We start from the raw sequence: 18,349 nt of genomic DNA, 5'->3' as shown, positions 1-18,349 counted from the left end.
AAAGTTTCCTTTGTTGATGAAATCCCATAGCACGATATGCACCACAGGGTTTAGAGTAAAAACCTATTATATTGCCATTTATGTTATTTATGAACTTATTTTTTAAACGATATTGGTTTAAAAAAGTCCAGTTAAACAAATATGGTCAAGATGGCATTCTACCACATTAACCAAATTTAGAAATCAAATACTTATTTATACTAAGGAAAAGATGAAGATAGAAAGTAATGAAGTGGTGCTGATAGGCGGATTTGAACCGCCGACCTCACCCTTACCAAGGGTGCGCTCTACCAACTGAGCTATATCAGCGTTTGGAGCGGGCAGCGGGAATCGAACCCGCATCATTAGCTTGGAAGGCTAAGGTAATAGCCATTATACGATGCCCGCTGTTCTAAATTCGTCTGTCCCAAAGAAATTCAATTAAAGAAATGGTGGAGGGAGAAGGATTCGAACCTTCGAAGGCTGAGCCAACAGATTTACAGTCTGCCCCCTTTGGCCACTCGGGAATCCCTCCACGATAATTGAATACTTGATAACGCTAGAATGGTGCCGACTACCGGAATCGAACTGGTGACCTACTGATTACAAGTCAGTTGCTCTACCTACTGAGCTAAGTCGGCGTTGCGTCGTAAGCAAGTGAGGTGCATTATAGGGATTTCGAAAAACCTTGCAAGTATTTTTTTCAAAAAAATTAAAAAACCCACTCTTTCGCTTGTTAAATATGCAAAGTGCTGATTTTTTAGATGTTTTTGCTCAATATTGTAAGATAAAATAGCTACTTTTATTATTTCTATTGTATATTTCGGGTTATTAAAACCGTCGCAATATAAATTATATTCAGCAAAAATAGAGAACTTGGCAATGGGCATCACTAAAATTACGCCTTTTTTAACGTTTAATCGTCAGCAGTGGGCTGCATTACGAAAGTCAGTGCCGTTAAAACTGACCGAACAGGACTTAAAACCACTTTTAGGTTTTAATGAAGAACTTTCCCTCGAAGAAGTTAGTACGATTTATCTTCCACTTGCTCGTTTGATCAACTATTACATTGATGAAAATCTCAAACGCCAAGAAGTTTTACATAAGTTCTTAGACGTAGAATCGCCGAAAGTTCCTTATATTATTAGCTTAACAGGCAGTGTTTCTGTCGGAAAAAGCACTTCTGCTCGTATCTTACAAGCCTTACTTTCAGAATGGCCTGAAAAACGTAAAGTAGATTTAATCACCACAGACGGCTTCCTCTATCCACTAAAAACGCTACAAGAGCGAAATTTAATGAAGAGAAAAGGCTTTCCTGAGTCTTATGATATTCATCGCCTTATTGAATTTGTTTCTGATATTAAATCGGGCAAACGCAATGTCAAAGCTCCCGTTTATTCACATCTCACTTACGACATCATTCCCGATCAGTTTAATGAGGTTGATCAACCTGATATTGTGATTTTAGAAGGGCTAAATATGTTGCAAAGCGGTATGAACTATCCACATAGCCCACATAGCGTCTTTGTTTCCGATTTTGTTGATTTCTCGATTTATGTTGATGCTGATGAAACCTTATTGAAAGATTGGTATATCCACCGCTTCTTAAAATTCCGTCGCAGTGCATTCTCTGATCCTCATTCTTACTTCCATCACTACTCAAAGTTAAGTGAACAAGAAGCGATCGCAACAGCCTCAACAATTTGGGACGAAATTAATGGATTAAATCTACGCAAAAACATTTTGCCAAGTCGAGAGCGAGCAAATTTGATTTTGGTAAAAGGCGAAGATCACGCCATTGAAACCGTCAAATTAAGAAAATAATAATGAGTGGCTTTCAGTTCAAACAGTTTTTCATTGAGCACGACCGCTGTGCAATGAAAGTCAATACAGACGGAATTTTACTCGGTGCAATCGCAGATCCTAGCAATGCACGCCAAATTCTCGATCTAGGCACGGGGACAGGGCTTATTGCAATAATGTTAGCCCAACGTACCGCTAGTGCACAAATTACTGCACTTGAACTGGAAGAAAATGCGTTTCACCAAGCTCAAGAAAATGCCCAACATTGTCCGTGGAATAACAGAATTGACGTACTACAAGCGGATATAATGACGTGGAAATCTACCAAAAAATTCGACCTTATCGTATCAAACCCACCCTATTTTGAGCATAGCCTCGCAAGCCGAAATAAGCAACGAGATCTTGCAAGAGCTGTGACTTATAGTCATTTTGATTGGCTAAAACAGTCTCAACAGTGGCTAACTCCGAATGGCAGAATTAGCTTTATTTTGCCTTGTGATGCTGGAAAAAAAATTGTTGGAACAAAGCCATTTATTAGGGCTATATTGTATTGAATACTGGGAAATCTGCACAAAAGTCGGACTATCACCTAAACGAGTTATCCTCACTTTTTCACCACAATATGCTGAAATGGCTTTGCATACATTGACGATTTATGATGAAAATCAGCGATATACTGCTGACTTTACTCAGTTCACAGAAATATTTTACCTAAAAGTAAACTCTAAATAATAGATATGTGGTAAGTACGTATCTATATGATACACATAACTAGCTCTAAAATTCCCTTGAAAACTTTCTTATGTGCACCATATGATTTAATTTTCACTTCACCAACCCACCGCTTGCTTGTAAATCTGCGTGGTAGGAAGAGCGGACGAAAGGCCCACAGGCGGCGTGTTCAAAGCCCATTTCGTTGGCTTTTTCACGGAACATATCAAATTCCGTTGGGTGAACGTAACGTGCCACGGGTAAATGGTGGCGACTTGGTTGTAAATACTGCCCTAATGTCAGCATTGTGACACCGTGATCACGCAAGTCTTGCATCACCTGTAAAATCTCTTCGTTAGTTTCCCCTAAACCGACCATAATGCCTGATTTAGTTGGAATATCTGGGAAAACCGCCTTAAATTCTTTGAGTAGTTTGAGCGACCATTCATAATCCGCACCTGGACGAATTTCTTTATACAGGCGTGGCACGTTCTCAAGGTTATGGTTAAATACATCTGGCGGATTTTCTTTTAAAATTTCAATTGCTTGTTCAACACGACCACGGAAATCCGGCACTAAAATCTCAATTTTAATCCCTGGGTTTAACGCACGGATCTCTTTCACACATTCCGCAAAATGCCCTGCACCACGATCAGGCAAATCATCACGATCCACAGACGTAATCACCACATATTTGAGCTTCATATCCTGAATGGTTTCCGCCAGTTTCTTCGGCTCGTCTTTATCTAAAGGCAACGGCTTGCCGTGAGCCACATCGCAGAATGGGCAGCGACGAGTACAAATTGCACCCATAATCATAAAAGTTGCCGTGCCGTGGTTAAAACATTCGTGTAAGTTCGGGCAAGAGGCTTCTTCGCACACAGAGTGTAAGCCGTGGCGACGCATACCGTTTTTGATACTTTCAATTTTTGCTGAGTTGGCTGGCAGTTTAATCTTCATCCACTCAGGTTTTTTCAGTAATTCTTGGTTGGGATCGATATTTTTAACGGGAATAATAGACGTTTTAGCTGCATCACGATATTTCACGCCACGTTCCATTTTAAAAGGTGTACCCATTCGATAATTGTCCTATTTGTTAATAATTTGTTGCTTATTATAGCCGAGAATTTGGGTAAAGTAATCGACCAATTTAGGCGAAACCTTGTCACAATCGGCTTCAGCTTCAGCGACAAAATCAGCTAATTGACACATTTCCAATCCTGCATAGCCACAAGGATTGATATTGCGAAACGGTGTTAAATCCATCTGGATATTCAATGCCAGTCCGTGAAACGAACAGCCTTTGCGAATGCGTAAACCAAGCGAACAGATTTTCTTACCGTCCACATACACCCCAGGTGCGTCTGGTTTGGGATAGGCATTAATTCCATAATCAGCAAGGGTTTTCACTACACATTGTTCCAATGCTGTCACCAAATCTCGCACGCTCAAATCGTTACCTTTTGCCTTGTGGCGTTTGATGTCGATCAGCACATACATAATTTGCTGTCCTAAACCGTGATAGGTAATCTGCCCACCACGATCCGATTGTACCACGGGGATATTCGTTGGATTGAGCAGATGCTCAGGTTTACCTGCTGAACCTTGAGTAAACACCGACGGGTGCTGAACCAGCCAAATTTCGTCGGCTGTTTGTTCATCACGGCTATCGGTAAAATCCTGCATTTTGTGCCAAATTTCTTGGTAATCTTGCACACCAAGTTGGCGAATGATAAGTTGGGGCATAGGTTATAACTGTTTTATCCGTTGTCTAATAATCTGTTCAAGCAAGCTATAATCGCAGCGCTGTGATTTAATGGAAGCTTTAATATTTTCTTCGGGGCTTAACTGACCAAAATGTATTTGATAGCCAGCTTGTCGAGCAAGTAATATCAAAAAAGCCCTTTGCGTCCTGCCATTACCTTCTCTAAAAGGGTGTAACATATTGAGTTCCCCCCAATAGAAAGCTAAACGCTGAATAAATGGCTCTAATGCCAGTTCTCGCAAATAGTTCTCTGCTTTTAGTTGAGCAAAGAGTTTATTCGCTTCAGGTTCAATTCGCAAAGGTAACTCAAACATAGAGGAACCTTTACTGATTGAGATTGTTCTCAACTCACCTGCCCACTCATAGACTTCATCAAATAAAAATTTATGAATCGCCTTTAAATGTGCTAAATCAAATTTTCCTTCGATCTGTTTTTGTAACAATAAGGTCAGTTTTCGTAGAACAAAAATAGTTTCTGCTAGCTCAAGCTCTTCTTCTGTCTTTGCCCCAAGCTTATTTTTTAAGACACCTTCTTGATTAAGATAGGGATCTCGTCCGCTCCCATATTTCATACGCTGACTCCATTAACTGTTTATCATTGATTTCCCCTGCTAACCAAGCAGACATCTGTTCCAGATTTTCTTGGGTTGGAGATAAAAATTCTAACGCAAATGAATCAACTGCATCCTGTAGAGCTTGGCTCTTACGTTGAAAGAGTGTCATTTCATTCCTCTGATTTTTTATTACAACACCATTCTCACGCCTTCAATTTTGGCTAAGTCGGTATAGAGTGTTTCGACTTGTTCGATATTTTCGGCTTGAATAGTGATGGATACAGAGTGATAAGTGCCTTTGCCGCTCTCTTTAAGAGATGGATTATAGTCGCCTTTAACCACTTTTTGCACTTCGCTAACGACATCATCGATTAAACCTTCACGAGCTACACCCACGACTTTAAAGGTGAACGAGCAAGGAAATTCAAGTAAATCTTTGAGTTTTTGTTGTGGAATATCGGCTAAATTTACGCTTTTTGTTTCTGTCATTTTATTGTCCTTTATGAATATGAGAGCGGTGTGATTTTGCAAAAAATTTGCAAGATCGCACCGCTTGTTTGAACGGCACACTAAATGAAGACAATTCTGATAATTACAAGGGTTTAATTAAACAGACCTTTAACCGTTAAAACGATCCAATCCCACGCTTTGCCAAAGATACCAGCTTCTTGAACATCGTGCATTACTTGTAAATCAACACTCGCCACATCTTTGCCATTGAGTTGATAAATCACTTTTCCAACGACCTGCCCTTTCACTAACGGAGCTTCCAAATTTGTTTTTTCTAGGGTGTAGCGAGCTTTAAGTTCTGCTGTTTTACCTTTTGGAACGGTAATGTAACTATCTTGTAATGTGCCTAGTTGAGCTTTGCTTAAATCACCATAATACACCGCTTGTTCAAGCACGCTTTGCCCTGCTGAAAGTGGTTTGACAGTTTCAAAGTTAGCAAATCCCCACTGTAACAGTTTTTTGCTTTCCACTTCACGCCCTTTATAGGTTGGTACGCCCATAACCACTGAGATTAAACGGGTATTACTATTGTATGCTGAGGCTACAAGGTTATAGCCTGCTTGATCGGTATGTCCTGTTTTCATTCCATCGACATTGATGGATTTATCCCACAATAAGCCATTGCGGTTAGGTTGGGTAATTTTGTTGTAGGTAAACTCTTTTTCTGAATAAATTTTGTACTCTTCAGGCAAGTCACGAATGATATGAGCGCCGATAATCGCCATATCTCTTGCTGATGAGTATTGTTCTGGGTGGTCTAAGCCGTGAACTGTCGCAAAATGTGTGTTCTTTAAACCAAATTTCTGCACAAATTTATTCATACTATCAATGAACGTTTGCTCTGAACCCGAAATATGCTCTGCAATCGCAACACAAGCATCATTACCCGACACAACGATAATCCCTTTGTTCAAATCTTCAACAGACACCTGCTGATTAACATTCAAGAACATTTTAGATGAGCCAGGGAATTTTTGTCCCCAAGAGTTTTCGGTAACGGTGACTAAATCGCTGTTTTTGATTTTACCTGTTTTCAAGGCTTCACCAACTACATAGCTCGTCATCATTTTGGTTAAACTTGCAGGTGCTTGGTGTTGATCTGGATTAAGACTGGCTAATACTGCACCAGAATTGTAATCCATTAAAATATAGGTTTGTGCATTAAGTTGAGGGGCTGGAATACCATAATCAATATCTTGAGCATAAGCCATATTCATACTTGAACAAGCAATAGCACATAGACTGACCGTTTTGAGTACTTTACTTTTTAACATATAAAAATCCTATCTATTTTTCTGAATAACTGAATACAGTGTAACCTAAACGGTTGAGCTGCTGTTTAACTTGTTGAGCTTCTTCAGCTGAAGAAACATCAATAATCACTTCATATCTCTTTTCTTTCGTGACAATGTGGCTATTCACTGTCGAAATCACTTTCTGTACTTTTTTCGCCATACGTTCATTCTTAAGTTGAGTGACCTTTAACACAAATTTTGGCTGAGAAACAACCGATTGCGGTGTAGGTTCGGTATCGGCTTTAATGGCAAGTGTTTCACCATCCCCTTTCACTTTAAGGTTCAACCCTTCTTGTTGTGCAATTTGATAGAGTGCTTCCGCCCCTTTCCCGATAATATAGCCTTCTTTATCTACCTGCATAGCTTCCACTCGTACTTTTGCTGTACCAGCCCCCACCATACCAATCACTTTAGCAGCACCTTTAGATAAATCAATAATGAGAGTTTTACTAAATGGCCCACGATCATTAATCCGTACTATTACTTTTTTGCCATTGCGTAAATTTGTTATTAAAGCATAAGATCCCAAAGCAAGCGTTTTATGAGCAGCAGTATAACCATTTTTATCAAAAATCTCACCGCTTGCTGTTCTGCGTCCGTGGAATTTATCCGCATAATAACTTGCAGTTCCAACTTCGCTGTACTGGCGAGAAGCTTCTTTACCCATTACCTTATGCGTTGTCCCCTTCTCTTGATAGGATTTTTGATTATTTGATATTTTAACGCGTTCTAAATCTGCTCCTTTTACCCCATAAAGTTTTTTTGTTTGATTATCACTAGGAACGGTTGTTTTTGTACTTTTAGTGTTAGATCTTACAGCTTTCTTCTTTACCTTTTTCTTAGATGCTACTTTTTTTGTCGATTTTTTCTTTACGATAAGCTGCGTTTTAGTTGTTTGCTTCTTTGTATTTGTTGCCATTGTTTCCAATGGTGTAAACATTATCATTGCAGCTAATAATAGCGTAACAATTTTGCCTATTTTCATTAAATTCCCCTTTTAATCATAGAATATTTATTTTTCTGCTAATTTATATGGATTACTTTTCTCTTTTAGTTCACGATGAACATAACTCGACATCATTAACCCAAAAGCTGCCATTAAGGTAACATAAGAGGTTCCGCCATAACTAAACAACGGCAATGGAACGCCAACTACAGGTAAAATACCGCTTACCATACCGATATTCACAAACACATATACAAATAATAAGAGAGCGGTTCCTCCCGATAAAATTCGTCCAAAGGCTGAGGCAGATTTTGCCCCAATCATTAATCCCCTTGCGATAATAAATAGGTAAATAGCTAATAATACCAAAACACCAATTAAACCAAATTCCTCACTGAGTACCGCAAAGATAAAGTCCGTATGCGGCTCGGGCAAAAAATCTAACTGAGATTGCGTGCCTTCCATCCAACCTTTTCCTTCAATACCGCCAGAGCCAATAGCAATTTTGGATTGAATGATGTGATAACCTGTTCCTAGCGGGTCTTTATCGGGATCAATTAACGTCATTACCCTTGTCTTTTGATAATCGTGCATCAAATAAAACCACATTATCGGAATAAATCCTGCTAGAAAGACAATACCAGCCCCAATAAGTTTCCAACTTAACCCAGCAAGAAATAAAACAAACAGCCCAGCGGCACAAACTAAAATAGAAGTACCCAAATCAGGCTGTATTGCAACTAATAATGTTGGCGCAATAATAATCGCCAGAGCAATACTGGTATCGCGTAGATTTGGCGGTAAGGAACGATTACCTAAATAGCTTGCCACCATTAACGGTACAGAAAGTTTGGCAATCTCTGAGGGTTGAAATCGAATAAATCCAAGATTTAGCCAACGTTGCGCGCCCTTACTGATTTCACCTGACACATCAACCAAAATCAGCAAAATAATACAAACCACATATAGGTAGGGTGATACTTTTTCGTAAAAACGAGGGGGGAACATCGCCATCACAAACATTACCCCTAAACCCAGACACACTTGGATTACTCGGTTGGTAAACATTTTTTCACTGCCACCGCTTGCACTATATAGGACTAACAAACCATAGCCAGTAATTGCCAGCAAGCCGATTAATAGCCATAAATCTAAGGCAAAGATCTTCAAAAATCGTCCTAAAAATGATGATTTATTCACTCAATTCCTCTGCTTCTGTTTCTGGGGGGCACGTTCTTCTACAGGCAATGGTGCTGTAGCTTCGGTTTGGTGTAACAATGCATAATCCATAATCTGTCTTGCTATCGGTGCTGCGGTACTACCGCCACCACCCGCATTTTCTAAAATAATGGAAACCACAATTTTAGGATTATCATAGGGAGCATACCCAATAAACCAACCGTGATCGTGTAAATTCTTTTTTAAACCTTTGGCATCATAACTCTGTCCGTTTAAACTAAAGACCTGAGCTGTTCCTGTTTTACCTGCAGCTCGATACGCAGTACCAGCAAAGGCTTTTCGCCCAGTACCGTTGCTCGCATTAATTACGTTATACATACCCTGTTTTGAGATCTGCCAATAACGGCTTGGCACATCAGAAATATCCTCGTATAACAACGGATCTTTATAAGGAATAAGCTCACTCGACATTATCTCTTTCATCAAGTGAGGCGTATTCACTCGCCCATTGTTAATCAGCACTGCCGTTGCTTTTGCCAACTGTAACGGTGTTGAAATCCAATAACCTTGCCCAATGCCGACAGAAATAGTATCCCCTTGTAACCAAGATTTTCTATAACGTTTCTGTTTCCACTCACGACTTGGCATAATTCCGACGGACTCTTCAGCCAAATCAATCCCTGTTTTCACGCCAAAGCCGAATTTTTTCATCCAATCCGACATCTTATCAATCCCCATATCATAGGCGAGTTGATAGAAAAACGTATCCGACGACTCGACAATCGCCCTATTCACATCAGTTCTACCGTGCCCCCCTTTTTTCCAGTCACGGAAACGCTGTGTAGAACCAGGTAAAATCCAAAAACCAGGGTCATAAATTGTCGTGTTTGGAGTAATCTTACCTTCCGTTAAACCTGCTACTGCCATAAACGGCTTAATGGTTGAAGCGGGTGGATAAGTCCCTTGTGTTGCACGGCTATACAATGGGCGGTCAGGATCTTCTAACAACTGCTTATAATCTTTACCCGACACCCCATCAACAAACAGATTATTGTCATAACTTGGGTTTGTCACCATCGCCAAAATACTGCTGTCTGTCGGATCCAACACAACTACAGCCCCTTTTTGATTATCCAATAAATTTGCCACATAGCGTTGCAAATCAATATCAATGCTCAAACGAATACTGCTTCCAGCCACTGCAGGCTGATCACGCAATTTACGAATAACTTTACCACGGTTATTAATTTCCACTTCCTCAAAACCTGTTACACCGTGTAACTGCTCTTCATAAAATTTCTCAATACCCAGTTTCCCAATATCGTGCGAACCCGCATAATTTCCGAACTTACCTTCCTCTTGTAAACGTTTCTTATCCCGATCATTAATCTTCGCAACATAACCGAGGATATGGGTCAAAATATCCCCATAAGGATAATTTCGCTTAAAATAAGGGTGAACGTCCATACTTGGAAAACGATATTGATTAACCGCAAAACGAGCCATCTGCTCTTCGGTTAAATCAGGCTTTAATAAAATCGGAGTATAACGAGTTGTCCGTTTTTTCTCTTTATGAAAGTTCTCAATATCTTGATCGGTTAAACCAACCAATAATTTTAATTCTTCAAGGGTCTGATCTAGGTTATCAATCTTCTCTGGCACAATATACAAACCAAAATAGGTTAAGTTTTCAGCTAAAACCTTACCGTTTCGGTCATAAATCAGCCCCCTTGTCGGAGGCACAGGCAATAACTTAATCCGATTTCCATCAGAACGAGTTTGATAAGAGGCATAATCAACAATTTGCAAATGATAAAGATTTGTCAGCAAAATACCTGTTAAGGCAATCACCCCCACAAACGCAATCAAGGCGCGACGTACAAACAGATTTAACTCTGCTTGCCCGTTACGCACCTTGTCATAATTTTGCGGTTTTGCGAATTTACCAAACATTTGCCATTATTCTCGATGATAAGGGTGATTTGTTGTCAAAGACCACGCACGATATAAACTCTCAGCCACCACCACACGCACTAATGGGTGAGGCAAGGTTAATGGCGACAGCGACCAACTCTGCTCTGCCGCCGCTTTACATTCAGGTGAAAGCCCCTCTGGACCACCAATCAATAGACACACATCACGCCCATCATTCTTCCAGCTTTCTAACTGCTGGGCGAGTTGCTCTGTTGTCCAAGGCTTACCAGGAATATCAAGGGTCACAACCTTCGCACGCCCACAAGCTGCCAACATCGCCTTGCCTTCTTGCTCTAGAATACGTTTAATATCCGCATTCTTACCACGCTTACCTGCAGGGATCTCAATCAGCTCAAAAGGCATATCTTTTGGAAAACGACGCTGATATTCCTCAAAACCTTTGGTAACCCAATCAGGCATTTTAGTTCCCACTGCCACTAATTGAATTTTCATCTACACCCAAAGTTTTTCTAATTGATACATCTCACGACTATCTTGTTGCAAAATATGCACAATCGCCTGCCCAAAATCGACCACGATCCAGTCAGCAACTGCTTTCCCCTCGTGAGCAAACACTTCCACACCAGCTTTCTTACTTTCCACAATCAAATTATCTGCAGTAGAAGCAACGTGACGACTTGATGTCCCCGTACACACAATCATCGTTTCAGTAATGCTCGATTTCCCTCTTACATCAATCGCTTGAATATACTGAGCTTTCAGCTCTTCGAGGGTTTCTGTTAAAAATTGAACTAAATTTATGGTTATATCTTCTATTCAGTCTATCAAAAATTGGTGGATTATAGCATATAAAAGGACGCGATCAGGAAAAGTAATATGTTTACAAAGGTTTCATAAGTATCACCTCTCTTATATGATGATTTAACTATTTACCTGTAATAGCAAGTATCTACTTCTCAGTATTTAAGAAAGTCATAATATAAATGCCCACACTATCTCATTAACACTTAATAGAAAAATCCTATTACAGATGCATGAATTTTAAACGTACAACAACCATTATTAATATTTTTATTTGACAGTTAAATTAAATTAATTAGAATAGGGTAAAAAAGCATTATGACACATAATGACTTACTCTACGCGGGAATAGCTCAGTTGGTAGAGCACGACCTTGCCAAGGTCGGGGTCGCGAGTTCGAGCCTCGTTTCCCGCTCCATTATTGTGCCCGAGTGGCGGAATCGGTAGACGCAAGGGATTTAAAATCCCTCGCCTTTCGGGGCGTGCCAGTTCAAGTCTGGCCTTGGGCACCATGTTAAATCTCTTTGAGAAATTCTGTTAAAAAATCACTTAATTAATACCCCGAAGTTTGAAAATTACCCCTAGTTATTTCCGAAGAGGTTTTAATGCTCTTTCCGACACTCTCGTCTGGCATACTAATTCAACGCTATAAACGTTTCTTAGCTGATGTAAAACTTCCAAACGGAGAACAAATCACAATTCACTGTCCCAATACTGGAGCTATGACTGGTTGTGCTAATCCTGGAGACATTGTTTGGTTTTCAACATCAAATAACCTCAAACGTAAGTATGCCTATACTTGGGAGCTCACTCAAACTCAGTCAGGTGATTTTATTTGTGTAAATACACATAGAGCAAACCAACTTGTTTCTGAAGCATTAAAGAATAAATGGATCCGTGAACTCGTAGATTACGATGAAATCTTACCCGAACAGAAGTATGGTCAAGAAAATAGTCGCATTGATTTCCTCTTAAAACAACAAAATTTGTTGGACTGTTTTGTAGAAGTAAAAGCAACTACGCTACTCACTGAAAACGGTATTGGAATGTTCCCTGATACAAAAACTGAAAGAGGACAAAAACATCTAAGAGAATTGATAGCAATTTCCCAGCAAGGGCAACAGGCAGTCATTTTTTTTGCTATTTTACATACAGGTATTAAGGCTTTTGAGATAGCTAAGAAAATTGATGCAAAATACGCTCAAATTTTTAAGGAAGGGATGGATAATGGGGTAAAAATGTTGGTATATAAAACTGAAATGCTTTTCTCTGGAAAAACACCAACAGGAATAGAATTAATCACCCCTTTAATTTAGACACTCTAAACTATTTTTTTAAAATAGCATTAATCGCATTCGCATAGCTTTCAGATTTTGTGCCAAAAATAACGTGTACGTTATTTTCAACAATTTGTACCACTTCTGCGGCACCAAGTGCTTTTAAGCCTTTGCGGTCAATTTTATCTTTTGATTTCAGTTGAACTCTTAATCGTGTTAAACAGAAATCAAGAAATTCTATATTTTCTGCACCACCTAATACGGCGATAATTTTAGGGGCGATTTCATCGGCAGAAAGAGAAAGCTCTACCGTTTCTTTTTCTGAGTTGAACAGGTTTTTAATAAATTTGAACATAGCGAACTCCTATAAAGTGAAATATAAACAGCGTATATTTTAGACCTAATTATGATAAATTCTATTCATTTTACAAAAATCTTGGTTAATATTACCGCTTACACTTGAAACTGATGATATTGCCCTTAAATATGCACGCAGTTTTTTAGAAAAATAGGAATTTCAATGACAACGATTGTATGTGTTCGCAAAGATGGCAAAGTCGCTATCGGCGGTGACGGACAAGCAACTTTAGGTAATTGCGTAGAAAAAGGTACAGTGCGTAAAGTTCGCCGTTTATATAAAGATAAAGTGGTAACAGGCTTTGCAGGCTCAACGGCAGATGCCTTTATTTTGCGTGATCTGTTTGAGAAAAAACTTGAATTACATCAAGGGCATTTAGTCAAATCTGCGGTTGAACTCGCAAAAGAATGGCGTACCGAGCGTTCACTTCGCAAATTAGAAGCGATGATGATCGTCGCAAACGAAAGTGAGTTTTTGCTGGTTTCAGGTAGTGGTGATGTAATTGAGCCTGAATTTGATGTATTAGCCATCGGCTCAGGTGGTAACTATGCAAAAGCTGCTGCTCTTGCCCTATTAAGAACGGAAAATAATCTTTCTGCTAAAGAAATCGTGGCAGAAGCGTTAAAAATTGCTGGGGATATTGATATTTACAGCAACCATAATCACGTGATTGAAGAAGTATAGTAGGGACACACTGCGTGTGTCCAAAAATAAATATATTGATGTAAATTAGCGGACACACTGCATGTGTCCAAAAATAAATATATTGATGTGAATTAACGGACACACACAGTGTGTCCCTACAAAATGGAATAAAACTATGTCAATGACCCCTCGTGAAATTGTGTCTGAATTAGACGCACATATTATCGGACAAAATGAAGCTAAACGAGCAGTAGCTATTGCCTTGCGTAACCGCTGGCGCCGTATGCAGTTGCCAGAAGAACTGCGTCAAGAAGTGACCCCGAAAAATATTCTGATGATCGGTCCAACAGGCGTGGGTAAAACCGAGATCGCTCGCCGTTTGGCAAAACTTGCCAATGCACCGTTTATTAAAGTTGAAGCCACGAAATTTACCGAAGTCGGCTATGTGGGTAAAGAGGTGGACTCGATTATTCGTGATCTTGCTAATGTTTCAATGAAATTGGTTCGCCAACAAGCGGTCGAAAAAAACCGTATGCGTGTGCAAGATGCAGCGGAAGATCGCATTTTAGATGTGTTATTACCGCCAGCGAAAGATCAGTGGGGAAACGTGCAAGAGAGCGATAACACTTCTACTCGCCAAATCTTCCGCAAAAAATTGCGTGAAGGTCTGCTTGACGATAGAGAGATTGAAATTGATGTCGCAGCTCAAGTGAGCGTTGAAATTATGACTCCACCGGGTATGGAAGAGATGACTTCTCAACTGCAATCTCTCTTTGAGGGAATGTCGCCAAACAAAACGAAAAAACGCAAAATGAAAATTAAAGATGCGTTAAAAGTGATGGTGGACGAAGAAGCGGCGAAGCTGGTTAATCCTGAAGAGTTGAAACAGCAAGCGATTGAAGCGGTTGAACAACACGGTATCGTCTTTATTGATGAGATTGATAAAATCTGTAAAAAAGGTGAACACAGTGGCGGTGATGTAAGTCGTGAAGGCGTGCAACGTGATTTACTGCCGATTATCGAAGGTTCTACGGTCAATACTAAACACGGTATGGTCAAAACCGATCACATTCTCTTTATCTGTTCTGGTGCTTTCCAAGTGGCTCGCCCGTCTGATTTACTACCAGAATTACAAGGTCGTTTACCAATTCGTGTAGAGCTTAAATCACTTAATAAAGAAGATTTCGAGCGTATTTTAACCGAGCCGAATGCATCTTTAACCTTACAATACCGTGAGTTAATGAAAACCGAAGGCGTGGATATTGAGTTTACCAAAGATGGTATCAGCCGTATCGCCGAATCCGCATTCCGTGTGAACGAAAAAACCGAAAACATCGGTGCAAGACGTTTGCACACCGTGTTAGAACGCTTAATGGACGGTATTTCATTCGATGCCAGCGAACGTTCAGGCGAGAAAATCGTGATTGACGAGAAGTATGTGTCTGATGCATTGAATGATGTGGTTGAGAATGAAGATTTAAGTCGGTTTATTCTTTAACTATATACTTACAGTACAAATGGAAATTAAAATTACAAAAATATGCATTACAAGCGTTGAAACTCTCTCAATTTTTTACAAAATTTTGCTACAATCTATCCACTCACATTCCATTTGCAAAGAGATGAATAATGACAAACATCAGCACTTTTAACCGTTCTTGGTCACGCGTTATTTTAAATGCTTTACTTCGCTACGGCGTAAAACATATCTGTATTGCCCCAGGTTCACGCTCAACGCCTTTAACCCTTGAAGCATTATATCTGCAAAAACAAGGTCAAGCAGAATGCCATAGCCATTTTGATGAGCGTGGTTTAGGTTTTTTTGCACTAGGACTTGCAAAAGCAACGCAAGATCCCGTTGCAATTATTGTAACCTCTGGAACTGCCGTTGCTAATCTTTACCCTGCGGTGATCGAGGCGAGTATTACTCACCATAAACTTATCGTGCTTTCCGCAGATCGCCCCCTTGAGTTGATCGGCTGTGGGGCAAATCAAGCGATTGAGCAACAACACATTTTTAGTCATTATCCAATTGCAAGCCTAAATTTACCAAAACCAAATTCGCAATATAGTGCAAGCTGGTTAGTTGGTCGTGTAGAGCAAGCCTGTTCTAAACAAGTGCAACAAGGTGGTGTTATCCATATCAATGCGCCATTCGCAGAACCGCTTTATGAAGCTGACGAGGAGAGCATTGGGCAAGATCCGTGGTTGCTCGCAATTCAAGGTTGGTTGAATAAACCTCAGGTGAAATGGTACGATCAACAAGCGACCCAACAAGATGTGTTGATGCACGAAAATTGGGATTATTGGAGAACCAAACGTGGTGTGATTGTGGTCGGTAAGTTACCGCTTGAGCAGGGAATGGGATTAAAACTGTGGGCTGAAACGCTTGGCTGGTGTTTGATCAGTGATGTGCAATCTGGGGTTGATGCCTCTCTGCCTTATGCAGATATTTGGCTGTCAAACAAAACAGTAGAGCAACGTTTATTACAGGCGGACATTGTTATTCAGTTTGGCTCACAGATTGTGAGCAAGCGAGTTAATCAATTTTTATCGGCTTTTAAAGGCGAATTCTGGCTGGTTGAGGAAACGACAGATTATCTTAACACCTATGCTCATCAACAAACGCGTTTTGTGGCAAAAGCTCACCACTTTACCCGTGTTCACCCGCCACTTCGTCAAAAACCGTGGCTGTTGGAACCTTTGGCTCTTTCCCAATTCTGTGAAACCTTTATTGAACAGCAAGTGGGTGGCAATCTCAATGAAGCTTCTCTAGCACATCATATCGAACGTGTATTGCCAGCTAATGGTAATTTATTTATTGGAAATGGTTTATTTGTCCGCTTAGTTGATGCTTTGTGTAAATTGCCAGAAGGTTATCCGATCTATACCAATCGAGGTGCAAGCGGTATTGATGGATTAATTGCAACCCTTGCAGGTATTGCAAAAGGTAGCGGACAGCCGACTGTTGCAGTGATTGGGGATATTTCCGCCTTACACGATCTGAACTCTGTTTCGCTTTTACGTCAGATTAGCCAACCGACCATTTTATTTGTTATTAATAATAATGGCGGTGCAATTTTTGATATGCTTCCTGTCGATCAAAAAGCGAAAGATAAATTCTACCGTCTTAGCCATAGTCTTGAGTTTTCACAGATTGCGACAATGTTCGGCTTAGAATATCTCCGTCCTTATACTTGGGCGGATTTGGGCACAAAACTTAAACAAGCCTATGCTCGTCGAGGTGTTACTATTGTGGAAATCAAGGTGAATGATCAGGAAGGTAGTAGCCTTTATAAATCCTTGATTGAACAGATCTCTCGTGCTTCTATCGACTAATGTTAGCAACAACGTGGCACAGTCATTCAGGAACCCCCGTGGTCTTTCTCCACGGATTTATTGGTTCTCAACAAGATTGGCAACCTGTCCTCTCGCTCTTGCAAAATACGATTGCAATCCAATCGCTTACTCTTGATCTTGCTGGTCACGGTCAAAGCCAAGCTATCTCGTGCCACAGTTTTCAACAAGCTAGAGAACAGCTTCACTTCACCTTGCAACAACATCTTGCTGAACAGACTTTCTATCTTGTCGGCTATTCATTAGGCGGTAGACTAGCTTTAGATTACGCCCTCACAACCCAAAATCCTTATCTTAAAGGGATCCTGCTCGAAGGGGCAAATATCGGCTTAATCAGCGATGAAGACAAAAAAGCACGTTGGCAAAATGATTGCCATTGGGCAGATCGCCTAAGTAATGAACCGCTTGGAAATGTTTTAGAAGATTGGTATCGACAGCCTGTTTTTGCCAATTTAAGCGAAAGCAAGCGGACAGATTTCATCAAAAAAAGGCTAAATAATCACGGGCAAGCACTAGCTCAAATGCTCAAAGCCACTAGCCTTGCAACGCAACCCTATTTTTCCCCTGAACAACGTCGTCAGTTTCACGGAAAAATGCTATTTATTATAGGAGAGAAAGATAGTAAATTTCGTCAAATGGCAGAACAACATCAGCTCCCCTATCATCAAATTGCAAATGCAGGACATAACACCCATTGTGAAAACCCAAGTGCATTTGTCAAACATCTTATTCAGTTTATATCAAAGTAGGAATTACAATGGCTTTACATCGTTGCCCCGAATGCCGTAAAAAAATCAGTGAAAGTGCCGTTACTTGCCCACATTGTGGCTTCTCGTTCAATGAAGCTGATTTGGAAATTTATAAACAAAAGCTAGAACAACGCCATTTACATAATCAAGAGATAAACCGCAAAAGCGTCAAACTTCACTTGATTTGGTTAGCTATTTTTGTGTTGGTTATTGGGCTGGCAAGTTTATTATCTGTATAAATGAATGATGATGTAAGTATAAAAAAGGATAGTAGATAAAACTGTTGTCCCAAGAATATTGGCATAGTAGACAAAATAGTTGCTGATTCGTCAAAAACTATGCCAAGTGGACAAAATAACCCTATCCCAAATTCTGTGTAAACACCCATTTCAACTTAACGGTGATCGTCTAGGCGATCACCAAAATCAATCATAAATCGATTCATCGCCGGTTTCCGGTTCTGAATCGGCATTGTCCATTTTTTT

Annotated in this window: 18 protein-coding genes, 6 tRNA genes and 1 pseudogene; 10 read left to right on the top strand and 15 right to left on the bottom strand. The window is 40.1% G+C overall.

What is annotated here, in order from left to right:
• Window positions 1-233: 233 nt before the first annotated feature.
• From B0183_RS10030 to B0183_RS10015, 4 genes are all read right to left on the bottom strand, one after another.
• Window positions 234-309 (bottom strand) — tRNA-Thr (locus B0183_RS10030).
• A 3-nt stretch (window positions 310-312) separates the two neighbouring features.
• A tRNA-Gly gene (locus tag B0183_RS10025) sits at window positions 313-387 on the bottom strand.
• A 42-nt stretch (window positions 388-429) separates the two neighbouring features.
• Window positions 430-514: transfer RNA gene (locus B0183_RS10020), tRNA-Tyr, on the bottom strand.
• Between the two features lie 30 nt (window positions 515-544).
• Window positions 545-620, bottom strand: a tRNA-Thr gene (locus B0183_RS10015).
• Between the two features lie 241 nt (window positions 621-861).
• On the opposite strand from B0183_RS10015, the gene coaA reads away from it, so the two are divergent.
• Together coaA and B0183_RS10000 are read left to right on the top strand one after the other, a co-directional pair.
• Window positions 862-1,803 (top strand): type I pantothenate kinase, encoded by a 942-nt coding sequence (gene coaA, locus B0183_RS10005; protein WP_016527481.1) that lies wholly within the window; start codon window positions 862-864, stop codon window positions 1,801-1,803.
• Between the two features lie 2 nt (window positions 1,804-1,805).
• Window positions 1,806-2,514 (top strand): annotated as a pseudogene (locus tag B0183_RS10000) (tRNA1(Val) (adenine(37)-N6)-methyltransferase).
• A gap of 93 nt (window positions 2,515-2,607) precedes the next feature.
• Here B0183_RS10000 and lipA read toward each other — a convergent pair.
• The 10 genes from lipA to rsfS all read right to left on the bottom strand — a co-directional run bounded on the left by lipA (window position 2,608) and on the right by rsfS (window position 11,484).
• Window positions 2,608-3,570: a lipoyl synthase gene (gene lipA, locus B0183_RS09995; RefSeq protein ID WP_005713775.1), complete on the bottom strand. Its 963-nt coding sequence runs from the start codon at window positions 3,568-3,570 to the stop codon at window positions 2,608-2,610.
• Between the two features lie 12 nt (window positions 3,571-3,582).
• Entirely contained in the window at window positions 3,583-4,239 is a 657-nt protein-coding gene (gene lipB, locus B0183_RS09990) for a lipoyl(octanoyl) transferase LipB (protein ID WP_021112762.1), read from the bottom strand.
• A 3-nt stretch (window positions 4,240-4,242) separates the two neighbouring features.
• Window positions 4,243-4,830: a Fic/DOC family protein gene (locus B0183_RS09985; protein ID WP_062923999.1), complete on the bottom strand. Its 588-nt coding sequence runs from the start codon at window positions 4,828-4,830 to the stop codon at window positions 4,243-4,245.
• Between the two features lie 171 nt (window positions 4,831-5,001).
• Window positions 5,002-5,301, bottom strand: a complete 300-nt coding sequence (gene ybeD / locus B0183_RS09975) for a DUF493 family protein YbeD (protein WP_005713779.1) — start codon at window positions 5,299-5,301, stop codon at window positions 5,002-5,004.
• Between the two features lie 113 nt (window positions 5,302-5,414).
• Complete coding sequence (locus tag B0183_RS09970) at window positions 5,415-6,596, bottom strand: serine hydrolase (protein ID WP_021112773.1); 1,182 nt, start codon at window positions 6,594-6,596, stop codon at window positions 5,415-5,417.
• Between the two features lie 13 nt (window positions 6,597-6,609).
• Window positions 6,610-7,602 (bottom strand): septal ring lytic transglycosylase RlpA family protein, encoded by a 993-nt coding sequence (locus B0183_RS09965; RefSeq protein ID WP_078208741.1) that lies wholly within the window; start codon window positions 7,600-7,602, stop codon window positions 6,610-6,612.
• Between the two features lie 27 nt (window positions 7,603-7,629).
• Window positions 7,630-8,763: a rod shape-determining protein RodA gene (gene rodA, locus B0183_RS09960; protein ID WP_021114108.1), complete on the bottom strand. Its 1,134-nt coding sequence runs from the start codon at window positions 8,761-8,763 to the stop codon at window positions 7,630-7,632.
• Entirely contained in the window at window positions 8,764-10,695 is a 1,932-nt protein-coding gene (gene mrdA, locus B0183_RS09955; RefSeq protein ID WP_021114109.1) for a penicillin-binding protein 2, read from the bottom strand. It lies immediately after the preceding gene.
• 6 nt (window positions 10,696-10,701) lie between these two features.
• Window positions 10,702-11,169, bottom strand: coding sequence for a 23S rRNA (pseudouridine(1915)-N(3))-methyltransferase RlmH (gene rlmH, locus B0183_RS09950; protein ID WP_005713791.1), 468 nt, complete (start codon window positions 11,167-11,169; stop codon window positions 10,702-10,704).
• Window positions 11,170-11,484 (bottom strand): ribosome silencing factor, encoded by a 315-nt coding sequence (rsfS, locus tag B0183_RS09945; protein WP_043896586.1) that lies wholly within the window; start codon window positions 11,482-11,484, stop codon window positions 11,170-11,172.
• Window positions 11,485-11,820: 336 nt separating this feature from the next.
• On the opposite strand from rsfS, the gene B0183_RS09940 reads away from it, so the two are divergent.
• From B0183_RS09940 to sfsA, 3 genes are all read left to right on the top strand, one after another.
• Window positions 11,821-11,896, top strand: a tRNA-Gly gene (locus tag B0183_RS09940).
• A gap of 7 nt (window positions 11,897-11,903) precedes the next feature.
• Window positions 11,904-11,990: transfer RNA gene (locus tag B0183_RS09935), tRNA-Leu, on the top strand.
• A 93-nt stretch (window positions 11,991-12,083) separates the two neighbouring features.
• A complete protein-coding gene (gene sfsA, locus B0183_RS09930) occupies window positions 12,084-12,794 on the top strand; it encodes a DNA/RNA nuclease SfsA (protein WP_005713797.1) in 711 nt (236 codons plus the stop codon).
• A gap of 10 nt (window positions 12,795-12,804) precedes the next feature.
• Here sfsA and B0183_RS09925 read toward each other — a convergent pair whose 3' ends face one another.
• Window positions 12,805-13,110 (bottom strand): glucose PTS transporter subunit EIIB, encoded by a 306-nt coding sequence (locus tag B0183_RS09925; RefSeq protein ID WP_021115072.1) that lies wholly within the window; start codon window positions 13,108-13,110, stop codon window positions 12,805-12,807.
• A gap of 165 nt (window positions 13,111-13,275) precedes the next feature.
• On the opposite strand from B0183_RS09925, the gene hslV reads away from it, so the two are divergent.
• The 5 genes from hslV to B0183_RS09900 all read left to right on the top strand — a co-directional run bounded on the left by hslV (window position 13,276) and on the right by B0183_RS09900 (window position 18,103).
• Complete coding sequence (hslV, locus tag B0183_RS09920) at window positions 13,276-13,797, top strand: ATP-dependent protease subunit HslV (RefSeq protein WP_005713804.1); 522 nt, start codon at window positions 13,276-13,278, stop codon at window positions 13,795-13,797.
• Between the two features lie 136 nt (window positions 13,798-13,933).
• Complete coding sequence (gene hslU / locus B0183_RS09915) at window positions 13,934-15,256, top strand: HslU--HslV peptidase ATPase subunit (protein ID WP_078208740.1); 1,323 nt, start codon at window positions 13,934-13,936, stop codon at window positions 15,254-15,256.
• Between the two features lie 131 nt (window positions 15,257-15,387).
• Window positions 15,388-17,097: a 2-succinyl-5-enolpyruvyl-6-hydroxy-3-cyclohexene-1-carboxylic-acid synthase gene (menD, locus tag B0183_RS09910; RefSeq protein ID WP_078208739.1), complete on the top strand. Its 1,710-nt coding sequence runs from the start codon at window positions 15,388-15,390 to the stop codon at window positions 17,095-17,097.
• Window positions 17,097-17,864: a 2-succinyl-6-hydroxy-2,4-cyclohexadiene-1-carboxylate synthase gene (menH, locus tag B0183_RS09905; protein ID WP_078208738.1), complete on the top strand. Its 768-nt coding sequence runs from the start codon at window positions 17,097-17,099 to the stop codon at window positions 17,862-17,864. Before menD ends, menH begins: the two co-directional genes overlap by 1 nt.
• Before the next feature lie 8 nt (window positions 17,865-17,872).
• Window positions 17,873-18,103 carry a zinc ribbon domain-containing protein gene (locus tag B0183_RS09900; protein WP_021115075.1) on the top strand — a complete coding sequence of 77 codons (231 nt, stop codon included), beginning with the start codon at window positions 17,873-17,875 and terminating at the stop codon, window positions 18,101-18,103.
• The last annotated feature ends 246 nt before the right edge of the window (window positions 18,104-18,349 follow it).

The sequence above is a fragment of the Glaesserella parasuis genome (genome assembly GCF_002015085.1).
GTDB classification, from domain to species: domain Bacteria; phylum Pseudomonadota; class Gammaproteobacteria; order Enterobacterales; family Pasteurellaceae; genus Glaesserella; species Glaesserella parasuis.
This window is presented reverse-complemented; position numbering and strand designations above follow the sequence as displayed.